20 protein-coding genes, 1 tRNA gene and 1 pseudogene are annotated in these 19,602 nt (G+C 64.2%); 12 read left to right on the top strand and 10 right to left on the bottom strand.

Annotation, left to right across the window (positions count from 1 at the left end; translation table 11 throughout):
* Positions 1-54: 54 nt before the first annotated feature.
* From G7077_RS03585 to G7077_RS03595, 4 genes are all read right to left on the bottom strand, one after another.
* Complete coding sequence (locus G7077_RS03585) at positions 55-891, bottom strand: glutaminyl-peptide cyclotransferase (RefSeq protein ID WP_166410524.1); 837 nt, start codon at positions 889-891, stop codon at positions 55-57.
* 1 nt (position 892) lies between these two features.
* Positions 893-1,285, bottom strand: coding sequence for a DUF192 domain-containing protein (locus G7077_RS14015; protein WP_246167351.1), 393 nt, complete (start codon positions 1,283-1,285; stop codon positions 893-895).
* A 71-nt stretch (positions 1,286-1,356) separates the two neighbouring features.
* Positions 1,357-1,893, bottom strand: a complete 537-nt coding sequence (locus tag G7077_RS14020) for a cold-shock protein (protein WP_246167354.1) — start codon at positions 1,891-1,893, stop codon at positions 1,357-1,359.
* 91 nt (positions 1,894-1,984) lie between these two features.
* A complete protein-coding gene (locus tag G7077_RS03595; RefSeq protein ID WP_166410526.1) occupies positions 1,985-2,536 on the bottom strand; it encodes a regulatory protein RecX in 552 nt (183 codons plus the stop codon).
* Positions 2,537-2,586: 50 nt separating this feature from the next.
* Here G7077_RS03595 and G7077_RS03600 point away from each other — a divergent pair, with 50 nt between their 5' ends.
* Entirely contained in the window at positions 2,587-4,389 is a 1,803-nt protein-coding gene (locus G7077_RS03600; RefSeq protein ID WP_166410527.1) for a fatty acyl-AMP ligase, read from the top strand.
* A gap of 116 nt (positions 4,390-4,505) precedes the next feature.
* Here G7077_RS03600 and G7077_RS03605 read toward each other — a convergent pair whose 3' ends face one another.
* The 4 genes from G7077_RS03605 to G7077_RS03620 form a co-directional block, all read right to left on the bottom strand.
* Positions 4,506-5,138 (bottom strand): hypothetical protein, encoded by a 633-nt coding sequence (locus tag G7077_RS03605; RefSeq protein WP_166410528.1) that lies wholly within the window; start codon positions 5,136-5,138, stop codon positions 4,506-4,508.
* Positions 5,135-6,781, bottom strand: coding sequence for an alkaline phosphatase D family protein (locus G7077_RS03610; RefSeq protein WP_166410529.1), 1,647 nt, complete (start codon positions 6,779-6,781; stop codon positions 5,135-5,137). Before G7077_RS03610 ends, G7077_RS03605 begins: the two co-directional genes overlap by 4 nt.
* Before the next feature lie 362 nt (positions 6,782-7,143).
* Complete coding sequence (locus G7077_RS03615) at positions 7,144-9,582, bottom strand: TonB-dependent receptor (protein WP_166410530.1); 2,439 nt, start codon at positions 9,580-9,582, stop codon at positions 7,144-7,146.
* Positions 9,583-10,006: 424 nt separating this feature from the next.
* Positions 10,007-10,177 carry a YezD family protein gene (locus G7077_RS03620; RefSeq protein ID WP_166410531.1) on the bottom strand — a complete coding sequence of 57 codons (171 nt, stop codon included), beginning with the start codon at positions 10,175-10,177 and terminating at the stop codon, positions 10,007-10,009.
* 124 nt (positions 10,178-10,301) lie between these two features.
* On the opposite strand from G7077_RS03620, the gene msrB reads away from it, so the two are divergent.
* The 7 genes from msrB (at position 10,302) to G7077_RS03655 (ending at position 14,753) form a co-directional block, all read left to right on the top strand.
* Positions 10,302-10,793, top strand: coding sequence for a peptide-methionine (R)-S-oxide reductase MsrB (msrB, locus tag G7077_RS03625; RefSeq protein WP_166410532.1), 492 nt, complete (start codon positions 10,302-10,304; stop codon positions 10,791-10,793).
* 76 nt (positions 10,794-10,869) lie between these two features.
* Positions 10,870-10,945: transfer RNA gene (locus tag G7077_RS03630), tRNA-Trp, on the top strand.
* A gap of 103 nt (positions 10,946-11,048) precedes the next feature.
* The gene (gene secE / locus G7077_RS03635) at positions 11,049-11,261 is read left to right on the top strand and encodes a preprotein translocase subunit SecE (protein ID WP_166410533.1); all 213 of its coding nucleotides are present in this window, start codon (positions 11,049-11,051) and stop codon (positions 11,259-11,261) included.
* Between the two features lie 9 nt (positions 11,262-11,270).
* Positions 11,271-11,810: a transcription termination/antitermination protein NusG gene (nusG, locus tag G7077_RS03640; RefSeq protein WP_166410534.1), complete on the top strand. Its 540-nt coding sequence runs from the start codon at positions 11,271-11,273 to the stop codon at positions 11,808-11,810.
* A gap of 162 nt (positions 11,811-11,972) precedes the next feature.
* Entirely contained in the window at positions 11,973-12,158 is a 186-nt protein-coding gene (locus G7077_RS03645) for a hypothetical protein (protein WP_166410535.1), read from the top strand.
* 91 nt (positions 12,159-12,249) lie between these two features.
* Positions 12,250-13,590, top strand: coding sequence for a sensor histidine kinase (locus G7077_RS03650; RefSeq protein ID WP_166410536.1), 1,341 nt, complete (start codon positions 12,250-12,252; stop codon positions 13,588-13,590).
* Positions 13,587-14,753 carry a sugar ABC transporter substrate-binding protein gene (locus G7077_RS03655; protein WP_206367686.1) on the top strand — a complete coding sequence of 389 codons (1,167 nt, stop codon included), beginning with the start codon at positions 13,587-13,589 and terminating at the stop codon, positions 14,751-14,753. Before G7077_RS03650 ends, G7077_RS03655 begins: the two co-directional genes overlap by 4 nt.
* A 167-nt stretch (positions 14,754-14,920) precedes the next feature.
* Here the strand turns inward: G7077_RS03655 and G7077_RS14025 are convergent, their stop codons facing one another.
* Positions 14,921-15,490: a restriction endonuclease gene (locus tag G7077_RS14025; protein WP_246167480.1), complete on the bottom strand. Its 570-nt coding sequence runs from the start codon at positions 15,488-15,490 to the stop codon at positions 14,921-14,923.
* Positions 15,491-15,523: 33 nt separating this feature from the next.
* Positions 15,524-16,725 (bottom strand): annotated as a pseudogene (locus tag G7077_RS14035) (site-specific DNA-methyltransferase); the annotation flags it as partial.
* Positions 16,726-16,840: 115 nt separating this feature from the next.
* Between G7077_RS14035 and G7077_RS03665 the strand changes: the two are divergent.
* The 4 genes from G7077_RS03665 (at position 16,841) to G7077_RS03680 (ending at position 19,589) form a co-directional block, all read left to right on the top strand.
* Complete coding sequence (locus G7077_RS03665) at positions 16,841-16,981, top strand: hypothetical protein (protein ID WP_166410537.1); 141 nt, start codon at positions 16,841-16,843, stop codon at positions 16,979-16,981.
* Positions 16,982-17,322: 341 nt separating this feature from the next.
* Positions 17,323-17,754 (top strand): 50S ribosomal protein L11, encoded by a 432-nt coding sequence (rplK, locus tag G7077_RS03670; protein WP_166410538.1) that lies wholly within the window; start codon positions 17,323-17,325, stop codon positions 17,752-17,754.
* A 4-nt stretch (positions 17,755-17,758) separates the two neighbouring features.
* Positions 17,759-18,457, top strand: a complete 699-nt coding sequence (rplA, locus tag G7077_RS03675; RefSeq protein WP_166410539.1) for a 50S ribosomal protein L1 — start codon at positions 17,759-17,761, stop codon at positions 18,455-18,457.
* 184 nt (positions 18,458-18,641) lie between these two features.
* Entirely contained in the window at positions 18,642-19,589 is a 948-nt protein-coding gene (locus G7077_RS03680) for an outer membrane beta-barrel protein (protein WP_166410540.1), read from the top strand.
* The last annotated feature ends 13 nt before the right edge of the window (positions 19,590-19,602 follow it).

Genomic DNA, 19,602 nt, shown 5'->3' on the forward strand with positions numbered 1-19,602 from the left:
CTCTGCCGCGTCCGGCGAACGAGTGCAAGCGCCGCGCTGGCGAGTCCCCGCGGCTCAGCAGCCGCTCGGCACGATCTCGAACAGCTTGGTCCAATATTTGCCGGTCACGAACAGCCGGTCGCCCGCTTCGTCATAAGCAATGCCGTTGGGAACCGCCTCCACATCGCTGCCACCTGCTTGCCGGCGAAGCTCGGAAAGATCCATGACCGACCGCACGGCTCCGGACGCCGGGTCGAAGATGACGACCTGATTGGTTGTCCAGACGTTGGCCATCAGCGCACCTCGGCGCCACTCGAGCTCGTTGATGTTGGCCACCGGTTGGCCGCCGGCATTCACGGTGAAGGTCCGGACCACCTTCATGCTCTTGGGGTCGAGCACCCGTACGACGGGCGTGCCGTCGCTCATGAAGATTTGCTTGCCGTCGTTGGTCAGGCCCCAGCCTTCGCCCGTGTAGGAGAACTCGCCCGTCTTGCGGAACGTCCTGGCGTTCCAGCGGAAGCCTTTGCCTTCCTTCCAGGTGACGCTGAACATCTCATTGCCCAGCTTGGTGAGACCCTCGCCGAAATAGGGAGGCGGCACCACCGCCTGCTGAAGCACCTTGCCGTCCGACAGCCGGACCCGGCGCACACCCGATTGCCCGACCATGCCGGTGCTTTCGTAAAGCTGGCCGCCGTCGAACAGCAGCCCTTCGGTGAAAGCCTTGGGGTCATGGGGGTAGGACTTGCGGACCGTAAAGGTGCACAATGTCGGAAGGATCGGCTCGGCGATCGCCGGCGCCGAACTTGCCTCGGCGGCGCTGTTGCCGGTGGCCGCGCGCGGGCCGCAGGTTGCAACGACCGTCCCCAGCAGAAGGGCGGCAACGACCTGAAGAGACTTGGTCGACCGTCTCATCTCAGTGCGGCCATTCGACTTTGTCGCCAACCTTGATGCCTAGCTCGGCTGCTCGCCCGCCAGGGATTTCAAGGACGGCGATCACCGCCTCCGTCGAGACGACCGGCTCAAGCGATTGCGGCACAGCGTCTGCCCCGATCGTGGCGATGGTGCCATCCGGCCGGATGAAGATCATGTCGATCGGGATCAGCATATTCTTCATCCACAGGCTGACCGGCCGCGGCGGTTCGAACGGGAAAACCATGCCGTGATCGGCTGGCAGCAACTTGCGGAACATCAAGCCCTTTTCCTGTTCCTCGGGAGTGTCCGCTACCTCGACCGTGAAACGATGAGTCCTGCCGCTTGAAACGATGGTCAATGGCACGGTGCGATGTTCGGGCGCGGGCAGCTCCACGTTGGTCGCCTCGGAAGTTTGCTGATTGTTGCAGGCCCCCAGCGCGGCGGCAGACAGCAGGGCCGCCGTGATCAGGACGCCGTTCGAAGCTCCACCGCCGTGTGACCCTTGGCCGTCGGCGCGATCCGCGCCTCCAGCCGCTGCCCCGGCTGAAGCTCCCCCGTCGCCGCGTCGCGAACCGTTTCCATGTGAACGAAGATGTCCTCGTCCGGCGCACCCAGCCGCTGCACGAAGCCATAGCCCTTGACGCGATTGAACCACTTCACCTCCACCGCCTCGAACTCGCCCGCCGCATCGACGAGTGCCCGGCGGTTTGCCCGTTCCGGGCGGGGAAGGGAAGGCCTGGGTTCCGGCTCGGCCGCAGTCGCGAGGTCGATGCCGATCACCCGCTTCGCCTGGATGCCCCGCTCCATGACGACAGGGATGCATTCAACCGTGGCGCCCTCGGGCAGGCTCCGCCGGCCATGCTCGCGAAGCACGCTGAAGTGAATCAGGATGTCGCCGTCCATCTCGTCCGAAACCACGAACCCGAACCCGCGGGTCGCGTCGAACCATTTCACCCGCCCGGTGACCGGTGCGGGCTCGCCGTCAACTTCGTCCGTGTTCACTGCCAATCTGCTTGCCAAGCCGAGTCCTGCCATCGCGACGGATGCGCCTTAACATGGGTAAGTCTGTCGGCAAACCGACTATCAAACTCACTTACATGAAGTTGGCGAATAACTCACCCGCTTCGGGCTCCTGCCCTGGCGGAAGACGGAGGATCGCCTTGCTTACGGTCAGGTCGTGGCCGGCCCGGATCATCGATGCCAATGCCTTGTCAAAGCCTTTCGGATCGTGTGCCGTCGTCGCAAAAGGCCCGATCCTTCGCCGCCGCGCGAAGCGAAGCGCCGCCTCGATCCTTTCTTCCTCAGCCAACTCGCGTGCCTCGGCCCCGTCTTCCTCGCCGACCCCGGCAAGGCGAAGCGATTGCACCACCCGCGACTTGCCATAGCCGCGGCCCGTCAGTGAGCGGCTTTTGGCCAGTGCGTAAGCCGCATCGTCGACGTAGCCACTCCGCCGGAAACGGTCGGCGATCGCCTCCAGCTCGGGCGAACCCTCGCCTGCCCAGCCGCGCTCCTGCACCTTGCGGCGAAGATAATCCAGCAGCTTCGCGCGCGTCGTTGCGAAGCGCCCGACGTAGCGCAGCGCCATCTCCTCGAGCTTGGCGGAATTGAGCGGGGGACGCTCCCGGCGAGGCTTTGGGGCAGGCATCGGCCCTTTTTGTGCCACACTCACCCGTCACACGAAATGGGCCGTGAACGATGGTTAACGTGCGGCACTGCGTATCGCAAAAGAGAGAGGAAGCGGGTGCTCGACCGCACGATGGACATTCAGGCAACGCTTGCACCCCCGGCGCAACTGCGACCCTCGACGATCTTCCACGGCGGACGGCGGATTTCGGCACCCTCGCCGAGGCGCTCGACTATGCGGCTAACGGCAAGCGCGGCATGAATTTCCATGATGCCCGCGGTACGCTGGTTCGCCCTTATCCCTATTCGCAACTTCGTTCGGACGCGCAGGATCTCTCCGGCCGCCTTGCCGCGCTGGGGATCGGAAAGGGCGACCGCGTTGCCTTGATCGCCGAGACCGGACCTGAATTCGCGGCATGCTTCTTCGCTGCCATCTATCTCGGCGCGTGGCCGGTTCCGCTGCCGCTTCCGACCAGCTTCGGCGGCCGTGAGGCCTATGTCGAGCAGTTGAAGGTGATGATGACCAGCAGCGATCCCAAGCTGCTGATCTACCCGCCGGAATTGGCCGAGTTCGCTGAGGATGCCGCAGCGCAGCTCGGCGTCGACGCCCGCGCCTGGGACAGCTTGCCGGAAGCTCCTGCCGTCGAAGCGACGCCGGGCACCGCCGACGACGTTGCCTACCTTCAATATTCCAGCGGCTCGACCCGCTTCCCGCACGGCGTTGCGGTGACTCATCGTCAATTGCTGTCCAACCTTCGCGCCCACGGCATCGGCCTTCAGGTGCAGGACGACGACCGCTGCATCTCCTGGCTACCCTGGTACCACGACATGGGCCTCGTCGGATGCATGCTCTCGCCCGTCTCTCTGCAGATTTCGGCCGACTATCTGAAGACGGAGGACTTCGCCCGCCGTCCGCTCGCCTGGCTCGACATGATCAGCCGCAATCCGGGCAGCAGCGTCTCATATTCACCGACCTTCGGCTACGACATCTGCTCGCGCCGCATGAGCTCGCAGACCCGCGCCGCCGATCGCTTCGACCTGTCGCGCTGGCGGATCGCCGGCAACGGTGCCGACATGATCCGCCCCGACGTGATGCAGGCTTTCGTCGACAGCTTCGCCGAAGCGGGCTTCAAGGCCGGCGCCTTCTGTCCCAGCTACGGCCTTGCCGAGGCGACGCTGGCCGTCTCCTTGATGCCGCCGGGCGAAGGCATTCGACTGGAGCTGGTGGACGAAGCCGAATTATCGGGCGTCCCTGCCGATGAGGGCAAGCCCAAGCGTTACCGCGCCATCGTCAACTGCGGCCGTGCCGTGGAAGGCATGGAGATCGAAATCCGCGGCCCGGGCGGCGACATTCTGCCCGACCGCTCGATCGGCAAGGTGTTCGTGCGCGGCACCTCCGTCATGGTCGGCTACTACCGCGACGAGGAATCCACCAAGGCTTGCCTGTCCGAGGATCGTTGGCTCGACACCGGCGATATGGGCTACATGTCGAACGGCTACATCTTCATCGTCGGCCGCGCCAAGGACATGATCATCATCAACGGCAAGAATCATTGGCCGCAGGACATCGAATGGGCGGTGGAACAGCTGCCCGGCTTCAAGTCCGGCGACATTGCCGCCTTCGCCATCACCGGCCCGTCCGGCGAGGAAACGCCTGCCGTTCTCGTCCACTGCCGGGTGTCCGATCCGGAGGAACGTGGGCGTCTGCGCGACGACATCAAGGAACGCATCCGGGCCATTACCGGCATCACGCCGGTGGTCGAGTTGGTTCCGCCACGCACCCTGCCCCGCACCTCCTCGGGCAAGCTCTCGCGCACCAAAGCGCGCAACCTCTACCTAACCGGCGAAATCGTCCCCTACGACATCGCTGCGTAGCCGCGGAGCGCAGCGAAGCGATTGTGCAGCGATCGTTAGCAGCGCGACGGCAAACGCCGCCGGCGGGTCGCTTGCGAGCCCGTTTCGACGTCACGAAACTTGCCTCCGTGACGGCCTCAGGTGGATTTGCCCCACACCCGACGCGCCAGCGCAAGCGCAGCACACCCGGCCACGAACGACAGCAAGGTGATCGGCGGCATACCGCCCGGCCACTTGGCGGGTTCGATCCAATTGTGGAGACCAGTCACACCGGCGTGAAAACCAGATGCCGCCGCAATCGCCCCCAGGGCGAGGGCGCGTCCGCGATACGTCAGGGTGCCCGACTTCCGTGCCCCGATCTCCATCCCTACCGCCGCCGCCGCGCCCGCCAGCAGCGACAGTCCCGCGGCAAAGCTCATCTTCGGCCCAACGAAGAAACCGGGGAAATAGCCCGGCTCCAGAATCGCCAGCGACACCGCAACGTGCAGCAGCACGCCGCCTCCTGCCCATGCAAGCAACCGCCTTGGGCTCCGCCCCGCCACCATGGCCTGCACGCCCGCAAGGATCAGCAGCAGCGCCGACAGGCCCACGGCCTTGTTGACGATCAAGCTTGGCCAATCCGCCCACGGCACGCCTTTGAAGACGTTGTAGCGAACCGTTGCATAAACGAGCGACGCGGCGGAGAGCGCGGCAACGATCCGGAGATCGCGCCGTGCTTCCCCCCTGTCCGCGGACTCCTTGACCCGCAGAAGCTCGCCGACCGCGTTCACTGGCCGCCTGCCGCCGCGATGCCCCCAAGCACCTTGACCCGCTCGAGCGGCACCGGCTCGGACGTCGTCTTCGCTTCCGATGTCGAGATCGAGTGCGCGAACAAGAGGTCGCCCGAGTGGCCGTCGCGGAACTCGAAGATCACCTGCGGTTCCGGATAGGCGATCCAGCGGTCGCGGCCCGCCTTGTCCGGGATGTTGAAAGCGTTGTTGACCCGGACGATCGTATAGACCGGCCAACCCTTGCCGTTCGCCTGCGAGCTGCTGCCGCCGCTGTCGTTGCGATATTGGTTGCTCGCCCACAGCACGTTCACCTTTCGGTCGCCGCTATTGTACCAGCCGCTGGGCGGAGAGCCGCCGGCGTCGCCGATCCGGTGGTTGTTGCTGGTGTGCGGGCCGCTGGCGACATCGTAGACCCCCGGCGCGACACGCGCGACGAAGCTCTTGTGCAGGTCGCCCGTCAGGAAGATGACCGGTTTGCCGAGCGACTGCGCGAGGTTCAGCAGTTCCGCCCGCTCGTGCAAATGCGCTGTCCAGCCATCGTCCTTGGACGCACCGCCCGACCCTTGCCCGTACCAGGCGCCATTGTCGTGCGGCACGGCAAGGTTCACCGACGATACGATGAAGATGAAGTCCGCGTCGCTGCCCTTGAGATTGTCGAACAGCCATTTCTTCTGATCCGCACCGATCATGGTCGTCTTCGGATCGGAAAGGTTGTTCTTGTCGTGCAGGCTCCGCTCCGACCGGGCATCGAGCAGGTAGAAATCGGCGTTGGACACCCGGAACTTGGAATAAAGATTGGTGCCGATGCTGTAGCGGACCTTCTCGCTTACCGTGAATGACGGCTCGATCTGTACCCGATGCCGGTCGAGCACCTTCGCGATCCGGTACACGCCCGTGTTCCCGAAGCCCCAGAGCACGTGGAGATTGTTGGTCTTCGCCGGATCCAGCTTCGTGAAGTCCGCCGAGCGGTCCGTCAGGATATTGCTGCCGGCCTTGATGTCCGTCTGCCCGAAGTGCGGATCGCGCTGATTGCCGATGTCCGGGTTGCTCCAGCCGACGTAATCGCGCCACGCATGGAGCGCCGGGTCGCGAAAGACGGCGCGCTCCACCTCGTTGCTGACGCTGTCCGCGCGGATATTCTCCTGGAACGGCTTGCCGCGTGCATCGAGGCGGTAGCCGATTTCACCCGAGCCGGTGACGTCATTTAGGATTTCGTGATCGTCCAGCGTCACGAACAAGGGCACTTCGCGATAGAAGTTCGCGAGATTGTCGTTCTTCAGATACTCTTTGTAATTCTGCCAGACGCCGGCCACCCCGCGGGCCAGTTGCGTGACCTTGGGCTGCTTGGCCACGCCATTTTCGGCCGCCCACTGCGCCTCCGTTTTGTCGCGCCCCACTTCGTAGATCCAGTCGCCGTTCTGGATCTGGAACAGAATCTTGTCCTTCAATTCGCTCAGGATGCGGCCGTACGTTCCCGGCACCGGGTTCTGTGACTGGTTGTTGCCGGTTCCGATTTCGAAAGCGAAATTGAAGGCGCCCTTGGGGTTCAGCGCCGGATCGCGAAAGGCCTCGCTGCTCGGGAGGGTCAGGAAGCTGTTGACCTTGCCGCCCACGCGGGTGTCCGCGTGCCGGCCGTCGACCACCAGCGCGTAATAATATTTGGTGCCTGGCTGCAGCCCTGAAGTTGCACCCAGCCGGTGGAATCATGCTCCCAACTGGTGCGGACCGGTGCGGACAGCGTTCCCCCGAAAGGTCCGGTGATGTCGAATAATGAACGCGAAATTCGCCGGGCTGCTTGAGCCGCGCCCAAACCCTGATGGACGTCGGCGAGACGTTGCCGAGCTGTGGCCCGTTGGTGATTGAATCAAGCTTGGCGAACTGCACCGGCGCTGAAGGTGCCTGCGCCAATGCCGGTTGAGTGAGGATGGCGGTCAGGGACAGCGCTGCCAGCAGCCGCGCGCGAGACGAGATCGTGGTCATGGTTGAGGGTTCCTTGGCTGTTGCTCTAGAAGTGCGCGCGAAGGGTCGCGCCGAAGCTGCGCTCGTCGCCGAGATTGGCGGTGATGAGGCCGAGGTTGGAGGCGCTCAGTGCCGTGAAATATTGTTTGTCGAATAGGTTCGTGACCCAGGCCGACAAGTCGTAGCGCCCATCCCCGAACCGCAGTCCGACACGCGCATTGGCGATCCCGTAGGCGGGGATCTTCGTGTAGATGGAGTTGCTGCCGCTGGTGTCGTTGGACGAGCGGTGGTTCCAGTCGACGCGGCCGTAAACCTCGTCACCAACGCCGAAGAGCTGGACGGGCTGAGTCACATCCGCGCCGACGTAGTAAATGAACTTCGGCGCGTTCGCGAGCTGGACGCCCGACAGGTCCTGCACCTGGCTGACGTTGCGGTTCTCCGGCGCAACCTGGGCGTTTCTATAGTCCCGGTAGACCGCGTCATTGTAGGCGGCGGAGGCCGTCAGCCGCACCCAGCGGCTCGGCGCCACCGTCAGATCCGCTTCCACGCCGCGCGAGCGCACGCCGGGAATGTTGGAAATGTAGCGGATCGACGAGCTTGTGGTGCCGATCTGCTCCGTAACGCCTGCCTGGTAATCCTTGACCTTAGTCAAATAGGCGGCGGCGTTGAGCGTGATGCGCCGGTCCCAGAACTGGCTTTTCACGCCCAGTTCCCAGGCGTCGACCTTTTCGGGATCGACCACCGGCGAAATTCCGGCCGGCAGATCGCCGAGGCTGAGGCCCCCCGACTTGCTGCCGCGCGAATAGGTCGCGTACGTCAGCACATCCGGCGCAACCTTGTAGGACAGCGTCACCTGTCCGGTCAGCGCATTGTCCTTGAGACCGGTGGTGTAGCGCTTCTCCGGGTAGATGGCGTTGCGCAGGTTCTGCGCCGTCACCCGCTGCGCCGGAGTCAGTAGAGACAGGTCGTTGCCCGCCGCCGTATATTGGTCGAACAGCCCGGTCTTCTTCTCATGGGTGAAGCGAAGCCCGCCCGTCACGCTTAGCCGGTCGCTGGCGTGCCAGGTCGCCTGCCCGAATGCCGCATAGCTGTGGGTGATCGGCTCGATCACCGACAGCGACAGGAAACCGTTCAGCGCGTAGTTTGCGATGGTCTGGTTGGCGTTTGGGTTGTTCCACAAAGCCGAGGCAGGCCCCTGCTGGTAGTGCCCGAGCCCGTTGACGTTCTGCCAGAAGTAATAAAGCCCGCCGACGTAATCGATCTTCCCGTCGCCCTTCGACGCGGCCCGGAATTCCTGGCTGAACTGCCGCTGATGATTGTCGGTACCGCTGTGCAGCGTCAGCTCGAGCGGCGTATTGTCCGTGTCATTGTCCGGATACCAGTCCCAGCCGCGCCAGGCGGTGATGGATGTCAGCACGACCGGTCCGACATCCCAGTCGGCTTTCCCCGAGACGCCGTAGCCCTTCATGTTCGCCTGAACCGGGCCGTTGACGTCCACCACCCGGGCGAACGGGTCGGTGATATCGAAGCGCGGCTCGTACCCCCCGCGGCGTGCCCGATCGAGCCAGTTGTTGGTGAGCGGTGCGCCGTTCGCGTAGCGGGTGAACAGGCCGACGATGCTGGTCGTGCGCGAATAGCTGGTCTGCCGCGAATAATCGCCGATCAGCCTGACGTTGATGTCCGGCGTCGGGGTCAGAAGCAGCTGGCCGCGGAGGTTGAAGTTGGTGAAATCGTTGATTTCACGCCCATCGAACAGGTTTCGCAAGCTGCCGTCGCGATGGGTGTGCGACAGCGTCACCCGATAAGCAGCGAGGTCCTCGGCAATCGGCCCGGTCAGCGATCCGCGAAGCTGATGGTAGCCGTCGTCGCCGATCGTCGCCTCGCCGGTGAAGCCATGTCTGAATTCCGGCGCACGCGTGGTGATGCTGATTGCACCGGCCGTGGTGTTCTTGCCGAACAATGTTCCCTGCGGCCCACGCAGCACCTCGACCCGCTCCAGGTCGATTAGGTCGAACTGGGACGCGCCGATCCGCCCGTAATAGACATCGTCGACATAGAAGCCGACGCCGATCTCCAGCCCGTCGTTCTGGTCGGAGTTCGACCCCAACCCGCGGATGTTGGCGAAGGTGTTGCGGGCATTGTTGTTGCGGATGACGAGAGAGGGCGTCAGCTGCGCGATTTGCGTCAGGTTGGTTGCGCCGATCCGGTCCAGCGTCTCGCCGCTGACCGCCGTCAGTGCGATCGGCACGTCCTGCGCGCGCTCCTTGCGGCGCCGCGCGGTGACGACGATTTCCGGGTCGTTCTGCGTGGAAGCGGCGGCGGCGGTTCCGGCGCCGGCAGCGACGGCGGCACTAGCCTCGCCAGCGGTCTCGTTGGCGGGTTGTGTCGCATCCGTCTGCGCAGCGGCAGGGGCGGAAAGAGCGATGGCCGAAGCGCCTGCAAACAGCAGGTGGCGGGCAGCCGGAAGAGATTGGAAATGAAGCAAGGTCGGTCCTTCACGTGGATGGCGGCGCACGGCCGCGCACCGTCCGCCGGCGCTGGCGGCGCGGTTCTGAACAAGGCTCGGGCGTCGTCAGGCCGCGCGGCGTGCGAGGTCTGGAAGGGCGCTGGGCGCCGCAACGTCCGTGGGGAATGGCTTAGGGAAGCGCCTCAGGGGCGCTCAGCGGATCAGTCGGTACACGTCATCGTATCGCCCCATCGTCTTGGGGGAACACGATCCCTGGCGTTGTCGCCTTGGAACCGTGCGCTTTAGCCGTTAGTGACGCGGAGCAAGCTGCATCCCGATCAAAAGCCGCGGGTTTGAACACCGGCGACCGGCCGGCGACGCAGCAACCACCTGCGTCTTCTGTAATCCCTAGCTACTTACTAGGGTAATTGCCGTCAACCGCTAAATTGCGCGATGCCAGCCGTCATGCGAGGCGCGTCTTTTCGGTGACGTCGAACTGCACCACCCGGCCGTTGTGGATGGTAATGGCGATCGACCCGTAGCGGATTCGCTCCAGATGATGGCGGAGCTCCTCGACGATGTCCGGCTCGCGTGAGCCCGGCCCGCTTCGCGCCTGTTCTTCATGTCCGATCATTGGCCCCTCGATCCTGGCGCGCCGGGAATCGCGCGCCGCCGCCTCCTACCGACGCTTACTCTACTCATCAACTAGGGATTGCATTCAGCCGTGCGAAAGCCGCTGGGGCCTAGCCTCCGGCGCCATGAGGATTGAACCGCTTTCCAGACGAGGCTTCGTGGTCGCTGGCGCAAGCTCCGCCTTCGCGCTCGCTGCCTGCGGCAACGCCGCACCCGCCGCCGGCCGCCGGTTTGAGGTCAACCTCACTGCGGCCGAGTGGCGCAAGCGCCTGGGCCCGCAACGCTACCACGTCCTGCGCGAAGCCGGCACCGAATTCCCGAACACCAGCCCGCTGAACAAGGAGCATCGCCGCGGTACCTTTGCATGCGCCGGCTGCGGCCTCCCGCTGTTCGCCTCCGCCACCAAGTTCGACAGCGGCACCGGCTGGCCCAGCTTCTTCCGCCCGCTCCCCAAAGCCGTCGTTACTCGCGCCGACCGAAGCTTGCTGATGGAGCGCACCGAAGTGCTCTGCCGTCGCTGCGGCGGCCATCTCGGTCACCTGTTCGAGGACGGACCCAGGCCGACCGGCCTTCGCTACTGCATGAATGGGCTGGCGTTGAAGTTCGAGCCAGCCTGAAGCGAGCCCTTGCCTGCGCTTGCCGTTCAGCGGCCTTGCGCTCAGCCGGTGCGGACGGTAGGTCGCACGCCGGCCTAGGGGTATAGCTCAGTTGGTAGAGCATCGGTCTCCAAAACCGAGGGTCGTGGGTTCGAGTCCCTCTGCCCCTGCCAGTCAATCCGCCATATGCTTGAACGTGCGCACAACCCGCGCTACATCATGCGTCTATCGAGGTCCCGGCCAGCGCCGCGGACCTCGTTTTTCTATCACTTTGAGGTGAGCAAGACAGTGGCCAAGGTCTCTCCCGGCGAATTCATGCGGCAGGTCCGGCTCGAAGCCATCAACCGCGTGTCCTGGCCGAGCGCGGGCGAAACCCGCACCACCGCGATCATGGTCGTCATTATGACCACCTTGCTCGCCCTCTTCTTTTTCGCGGTCGACGGCACCTTCGGATTTCTCGTCCGCCAGGTCCTCGGTCTTCTAGGTTAAGGTTTTCCCATGTCCCGCTGGTACATCATCCACGCTTATTCGGGCTTCGAGAACAAGGTCCGCGAATCGATCCAGAGCGAGGCCAGGCGCCTCGGCCTTGAGCGCGCCGTCGAGGCGATCGAGGTCCCGACCGAGACGATCACCGAGGTGAAGCGCGGCAAGAAGGTGCAGTCCGAACGCAAGTTCATGCCGGGCTACGTGCTCGCCAAGCTGGAGATGAACGACCAGGTCTACCACCTCGTCAAGAACACGCCCAAGGTCACCGGCTTTCTCGGGCCCGGCGGCAAGCCGCAGCCGATCCCGGACGCCCAGGCCGCGCGCATGCTCGACCAGAAGGAAGAAGCCGCCGCCAACGCGCCCAAGCAGAAGATCAACGTCGATTATGAGATCGGCGACGCGGTCAAGGTGCTGGACGGCCCCTTCGCGACCTTCAACGGTACGGTGGAAGAGCTCGACTTCGACCGTTCGCGGGTCAAAGTCAGCGTCTCGATCTTCGGCCGTGCTACCCCCGTCGAATTGGAATTCGAACAGGTCGAGCGCGTTAAGTAGCCGCGAGCGCAGCGCCGCCGGCGCGAAACGCGTCGCCGAAGCAGCGTAGTAGACGGCTGCAGCGCCCGGCCGGCGGGGCGGTCAGTCCAACTGACCCAGCCCGTCCGACGTCACGGGATTCACTCCCGTGACGGACTCACTTTCTTCCCGTAAGACGCGGCCATGGCCACCGGCGAAAAGTTCGAACGTCACCGCCAGCCTTGGCGCCAGGACGAAATCCAGAAGCTCCATCAGCTCGCCGCCAAAGGCATGAGCCTCAAGGCCATCGCAAAAGCGCTGACCCGAAGCGAGGAAAGCACCAAGGACCGCGCCAAGGCTGACGGGCTGAAGATCGCCAAGGTACGATAAGGCGGGGTAAGCCCGATCGGGTCTTGCCGCAGTAGCTGGCCCGTGGATCCTATGGTACCGCGCCCTGGGGTTCGCGAGGGGAGACGGAAAATTGGCGAGAAGCCGCCTCGCTCTGGGTGTTGCCGGAGGCCTGGTCGTCGGCTTCCTTGCGCTTTTCGCCGTCGTCGGCATGACGATGTGGCTTGGCGAACGGTCCAACGCGCTCTTCCGGGATGCGGCCTTGCAGCGGGACGCGCGGGTCGCCGCGGTTGAACTCCGCGATGCGCTGAGAACGGCCGAGTCCAGCCAACGCGGCTATCTTCTGACCGGCAATGAGATCTATCTCGCGCCCTACGACACGGCCAAGGTTCGCGCCCAGCAGCAGCTGTCGGATTTCCAGCGGCGCGTAGCGACGGCGTCCCAGGCACCGCCGTACCTGCCAAGCCTGCGCACGGCGGTCACCGACAAGCTGGAGGAGATGGACCGGAGCGTCGGGCTGAAGCGCGCCGGTTCCGACGCGGATGCCCTGTCGATCCTCCGCAGCAACCGCGGCAAGGCCTTGATGGATGAGATCAACGTCTACCTCTACGGCGCAATGCTGGACGCCGACGAGAAAACGACCCTGTTCGAGGGAGAGCAGCATGACAATGCCGCCATGCTGCGCTGGGTGTCCATCGCCGCCGCGCTGGTGATCACGCTGGTCGTCGCCGCGGTGGCGTTCACCGTCCATCGCAACCGGCAGGACATCACCCAGGCGCGCGACGAGGTGCGGGCCATCAACCGGACGCTGGAAGACCGGGTCGAACAGCGAACGCGTGAGCTGGCGCTTGCCCGCGAACGGGCGGAGCTCCTGCTGACGGAGGTCAATCATCGCGTCGCCAACAGCCTGCAGCTCATCTCGGCCCTGGTCAGCATGCAATCCAAGACGGTCACCGACGAAGCGGCCAAGGGCGCGCTGAAGGAAACGGAGTCGCGGATCCAGGCGATCTCCCAGATCCACAAGAGCCTCTACACCTCGGGCGACGTGACCTCGGTCGCCTTGAACGAATATCTGGCCGTCATGCTGCAGAACCTTGGCGCCGCCATGCACAACGACGGCCACACGGCGCGCCTGACGAGTGAGCTCGATCCCGTGAGCCTGCCTACCGACCAGAGCATCAGCCTCGGCGTTATCGCCACGGAGTTGGTGACGAACGCCTTCAAATATGCCTATCCGGAAGGGCATCCGGGCGACATCCGCGTGAGGTTGCGCAAGCTCGACGACGGACAGGCCGAGCTCGTGGTTCAGGACGACGGCGTCGGGCTGGGCAGCACCGGCCATCTGGGCGGAACGGGCCTGGGATCGAAGATCGTCGCCGCCATGGCCGCCGGCCTGAAGACCAGGGTCGAATATGTCGCCCGCACGCCGGGGACCGCCGCCCGCCTGACATTCTCCACCGCACAGCCGGCATGACACGCGCCCCTTCATCGGCTGCACAATGGCGCGTGTTCACGAGGCTTCACATGCGCGTCGCCGCGCTCGCGCTGCTGGCCGTCGCACCGCCGTCCGCCGCGCGCGAGCCCGGCAACGGCATCACCCGACCTGTCGTCCTTCCTCCGTTCGATCCCGCCGCCCGCGCCTGCACCAGGCCCCGCGGCCTTCGGAACGAGCTCGTCTTCGTCCAGGATAATGAGCGCGAATTCGTGCAGGGCATCGCGCGCGGCCTGGCGGTCGCCGCTTCGGACCGGGGGCTCGCCTATCGCGTGGTCCGCTCGAACAACAACGCCGCCCTGATGATCCGGCAGGTGAACGGCCTCAACGCCCAAAAGGCCGGCGCGATCGTCGTCGCGCCGATCGACCCGCCCTCGCTGAGCCCGAGCCTCCGGCGCGCCATCCGGGGCGGCGCTTATGTCGGGGCGATCGTGCCGCCGCCGGCAACCACCATCCTGAACGCGCCGCAATATCAGACCGGCAAGGTGCTTGCGGAGGCGGCCGCCGCGCACATTCGCACCCGGCTGGGCGGCAAGGCCAAGGTAGTCCTGCTGACCCACGACAATCTGCAATTCCTAGCGCCGCGCTTCACCGCGATGCGGGATACGCTGCGGCGGCTGCCCGGCGTCACCATCGTCGCCGACATCTCCCCCGTCACCGTCGATCGCGCCGGCGGTCACCGCACCATGAAGATGATCCTTCTGGCCCATCCCAGGGTCGACGTGGTCCTCGGCGCCGACACGGTGGTGCTGGGCGCGCTCGACGCGCTGCGGCAGGCGCGCAAGGCTCGGCCGGACCAGTTCCTCGGCGGCATCGACGGAGAACGTGCGGCCGTCGCCGAACTGAAGAAGGCGGGCAGCCCCTACAAGGCCAGCATCAGCCTCGCCTCTCCCATCTTCGGCTACGCCATGGGCCGGTTCGCGTCCGACTGGCTGAGCGGGAAGTCGGTCCCCCAGGCCATGGACATCCTGCCCAAGGCCCTCACCATCGCCAACATCGCGCAGTACGAGCGCGACGTCGCCGACCCCAGGGCCGTCTATGCCGACCCCCGGCGCCGATATTCCTACCTCCGGATGTACGGCAACATCTGCTCCGACACGCGGGATCGGTATCTGAACTTCCCCTGGTCGTCGGAAAGGAAGTGACACCGAGCGCAGCGAAGCGATTGCGCAGCAATCGTTAGCAGCGCGAAGAGTTGTCACGCGCCGGCCGGCGGGGCGCGTAGCCTAAAGCGTAGCGAACCCGTTCCACGTCACGGATTCACTCCGTGACGGCTTCTTCCCTGATCTCGTCAGTCTGTCGATCCCATGGATCACAACAAACTCCCCTGCTTCCGCCCGCTCTCATCCTCCCGCTTCGCTCGCTTCACGCTTGCGGGATCAACAAACGGGATATCCGGCTTCTTGCCCTGGAACAGCTCGGCCAGCGTGATGATCTGCAACTTCGGATAAGTTCGCCCCCACTCATCCGTGAAACGCCCCACAGCCGCCGCTTCCGTCTCCATCGGCCGCGTCGGGTTCACGGCGGTGATGAACACCCCAATGGGCGCTTTCTCCCGCTCCATGGCGCTGTGCAGGTCGCGGATCATGTTGACCGAGACATTGTTGCCGCCCTTTACCGACACCAGCGCCTTTTCGGTCCTTTTGCCGTCGGGCTTGAAGTAGATGATGCCGTCGATCCCGCCGTCGGCACCCTTCTTCTTGCCGCCGAACGGCAGCGCATCGACCATCGACACCGCCCACCACTGAAACTGATATTTGTCGCGGATGGCGAGGTCCTGCGCCGAGGCGAGATCCTTGGGCGTGCCGTGCACTTCGAAAGCGATACCAGGAAAGGCGTCCTTGAGGCGCTTCTCTATCAAACTGATGGCGAGGTGGGTCACGTCAATGCCGATCCACTGGCGCCCGAGCTTTTGCGCCGCGTGGACGGCGGTCCCGCAACCGCAGAAAGGGTCGAGAATGACATCGCCTTCCTTGACGATGCAGCAATGATGCGCTCCAGAAGCGCTACCGGCTTCTGTGTGGGATATCCCAAACGTTCGTGCCCGGCTGATGGCCCAATGTCGCTCCACTCGTTCTGCAGGGGAACACCGGGCATCTCATCTAAGTAGCGCTTGAATCTTGGAACTCCGGTCCCTGAGTATCCGATCCGCCCCTCTTCGGCCATTCGACGCATATTCTCTAAAGAGTATGCCCAGATACGACCCTTGTAGGGCTTCGATCCAACATATTCCCAACCATCCTTCGGGGTCAGATGCTCCGAAGTTAAATCGTGCTGCCAATCACCGCCCGCCGGCCGCTTGGCACGCCATTCATAAAGTGTGTCTCCGCCGGGTTTCGCCGCTGTAAGGTTATCCAGCTGAAAACGGCGACCGGTTTCGGGATCAACGTTCTTATACGATGTTTCAATGTACGATTGGCTATATGGAGTGAAGATCCAGTTCCAGGTGTATTGGGATGTCTTCGTGTAGAAGAATATCACGTCCCGAATGTTGCCGTACTGAGTTCTGCCTTGTTTCGCATCACTGTGGGCGGTCGTGCGTCTCCAGCTAATTTCTGACCGGTAGTTCTCAGATCTGAATACAGCATCCAATAGCAACTTTAAATAATGCGACGCCGTCGGATCGCAGTGAAGGTACAAGCTCCCGGTCGGCTTCAGCACCCGATGCAACTCGATCAGCCGCACCGCCATCATGGCGAGATACGCCATCATGTCATTCTCGCCGAGGAACGTGCGCATGGCGCGCAGCAGCTCGGCGGCATCGGTATTACCGCTGCGGATCACCTGGTCGAAGGCGTCCTCCGCCTTGTCGTTCCAGTGCCAGGTGTCCTCGAACGCCTCGATCTGCGCGTCCGAGCCGTCGCCGGTCTTCGACTTGAACAGTATGTTGTAGTTGGCGTTCGAATTGAACGGCGGGTCGAGGTAGATGAGATCGACGCTCTCGCTTGCGATATGCTCGCGCAGTACGTCGAGATTGTCCCCGTAAAAAAGCTTGTTCGTCACGCACTTCCCCGCCCCGAGTGCCTCAACCGTAGCAAGCCCGTCACGGGAGTAAATCCCGTGACGTCGGACGGGATCGGTCAGCTTGCCTGACCGCCCCGCCGGCCGGCACTGCATGGCTCTACGCGCTGCTTCCCGGTTGCTTTCGCAACCGCTCAGCTGCGCTCGGCATTTCGTGCTGTCCTACACCCCTCCCCGCGTGCCACACTCCACCCGCACAGGAGGAACCCGCATGCCCACCAGCTTTCTCGGCCTGTTCCTGGTCTCGACCGCGCTCTCCCTTGCCGCCACCTTCACGGTGCTCGGTCTCAGGAAGCTCGTCCGCACGGCCTATCCGCCGCGCCGCAGACCGATCGAACTGCCTCGGGCCTGACGATCGGAAAGCGACACCATCAAACCCCGCCAGAACGTCAACCGTGTAAACTTCCCCTTAGCAAAAGTCCTACAGCCACCTCTTTCAGGGCCGCAGATGCGGCGAAGTTGACGAAGGTCACATTTCAGCCCTCCTCCGCTCCCGCGGCAAACCCGCGCAGACCGCCGAATGCGTGACCTTCGCCGCTCCCTTCACTTTTGCCGCCATTTGCTGTAGTGGCGCCCGCATCCAGGACATCGTCATGGGAATCGCTGTGGGAGGCTGAGCTTCGGCTTGGCCGCTTGAACCACTAAACTTCAAACCGGGGCAAAGTACCACTTTGGCCCGAACTCGAGAGTGATATGGCAAAGAAAATCACCGGCTACATCAAGCTGCAGGTGCCTGCGGGCGCCGCCAATCCGTCGCCGCCGATCGGCCCTGCTTTGGGTCAGCGCGGCGTCAACATCATGGAATTCTGCAAGGCGTTCAACGCCGCGACCGGCGACCAGGAAAAAGGCATGCCGATCCCGACGGTGATCACCGTCTATGCGGACCGCTCCTTCTCCTTCGCGACCAAGACTCCGCCGGCCTCCTTCCTTTTGAAGAAGGCCGCGAACCTCAAGTCGGGCTCCAAGGAGCCGGGCAAGGTGTCGGCGGGCACGATCAAGCGGTCCAAGCTGGCCGAGATCGCCGAAACCAAGATGAAGGACCTCAACGCGAACGACATTGAGGCCGCGACCAAGATCATCGAAGGCTCCGCTCGCGCGATGGGCCTCCAGGTTGTGGAGGGCTAACACCATGGCAAAGCTGACCAAGAAGCAGAAGAACCAGGCATCCGCGGTCGACCGCGACAAGCTGTACGGCGTCGATGAGGCGCTGGGCATCGTCAAGGCGAACGCCACCTCCAAGTTCGACGAAACCGTCGAAGTGGCGCTGAACCTGGGCGTCGATCCCCGCCATGCGGACCAGATGGTGCGCGGCGTGGTGAACCTGCCCAAGGGCACCGGCAAGACAGTGCGCGTCGCCGTGTTCGCCAAGGGCGCCAAGGCCGAGGAAGCGACCAAGGCGGGTGCCGACGTCGTCGGTGCCGAGGACCTGATGGAGACTATCCAGGGCGGAACCATCGACTTCGACCGCGTGATCGCGACCCCCGACATGATGGGCGTCGTCGGCCGCTTGGGTAAGGTGCTTGGTCCCAAGGGCCTGATGCCGAACCCGAAGCTCGGCACCGTCACCATGGACGTCACCAAGGCGGTGACGGACGCCAAGTCCGGCCAGATCGAGTTCCGCGTCGAGAAGGCGGGCATCATCCACGCCGGCATCGGCAAGGCGAGCTTCCCCGCGGAGGACCTCAAGGCCAACTATGACGCGTTCGTCGACGCGATCCTGAAGGCCAAGCCGACGGGCTCCAAGGGCAAGTATCTCAAGAAGGCCAGCATCAGCTCGACCATGGGTCCGGGCGTGAAGGTCGAGATCGGCGAGATTGCCGGCGCTTAAGAAAAGCTAACCTTCATCAACTGTTCAGGGAGGAGCTCCGGCCAAGGTCGGGGCTCCTCTTTTGCATCCAGGCAGGTGTGTCGGCGATGCAACACTTTTTGAAAGCATGCCGCACGTGCGAAACTCTGTTCGCCGTAGCGGGTTTGGACCTCCGTCTTCACTAACGAAGCAAGAGGTTATTTAAATGAAGAAGTTTCTCTTGGCCGCTGCCGCTACGGCAGCGCTTGCCGCACCTGCGGCTGCCCGTGACGGGTCGCCCTATGTCGGTATCGAAGGCGGTCTGCTGCTGCCCCGCGACGTCAATGGCGATGCATTCGTCGACAACGTCCGCACGGTTGGCGCTGGCGCCGACTTCAGCGACGGCGGTGCGTTCGAGCATAACCTGAAGCGCGGTTGGGACGTCGATGTCATCGGCGGTTACGACTTCGGTGCCTTCCGCCTTGAAGGCGAACTCGGCTGGAAGCGTGCGAAGCGCGAAGGCCTAAACCCGGACGGCAGCTTTCTTGGCTCGCTGAACACCGGCCTCAACCGTCCCTCGGTTGCTCCGGATCCCGGCGCGCCGGGCCTCGCGGCATTCACCGCCGACGACTTCGACGACGTTGACGGCAAGGTTTCCGTCCGCTCGGCGATGGTCAACGCGCTCGTCGATTTCGGCGCTGACGACGGTCTGTCCTTCTACGGCGGCGTCGGCGCGGGTCGTGCTTGGGCGAAGGCACTCAACGATAGCGACAGCGCCTGGGCGTTCCAGGGCATCCTGGGCCTCCGCACCGCGGTTAGCGAGAACATCGACCTGGGTCTGAAGTATCGCTACTTCCGCACCGGCCGCATGGGCTTCGTCGGTGGTCCAATCACCCTCGCGGGCAATCCGGACTCGGTGTTCGGCGGAACCTACTCCAACATCACGCCGACCCTGAACGACCGCTTCCGCTCGCACTCGCTGCTGGCGTCGCTGACGTTCAACTTCGGTGCGCCTGTTGAGCCGGCCCCGGTGGTCGCAGCGCCGCCGCCCCCGCCGGCCGCTCCGGCCACTCAGACCTGCCCGGACGGCAGCGTCGTTCTGGCGACTGACGTCTGCCCGGCGCCGCCGCCCCCGCCGCCGCCGGCTCCGGCTCCGGCTGGCGAACGCGGCTAAGCTTCACGGCTTT

The organism is Sphingomonas piscis (assembly GCF_011300455.1).
Classification (GTDB): Bacteria; Pseudomonadota; Alphaproteobacteria; order Sphingomonadales; family Sphingomonadaceae; genus Sphingomicrobium; species Sphingomicrobium piscis.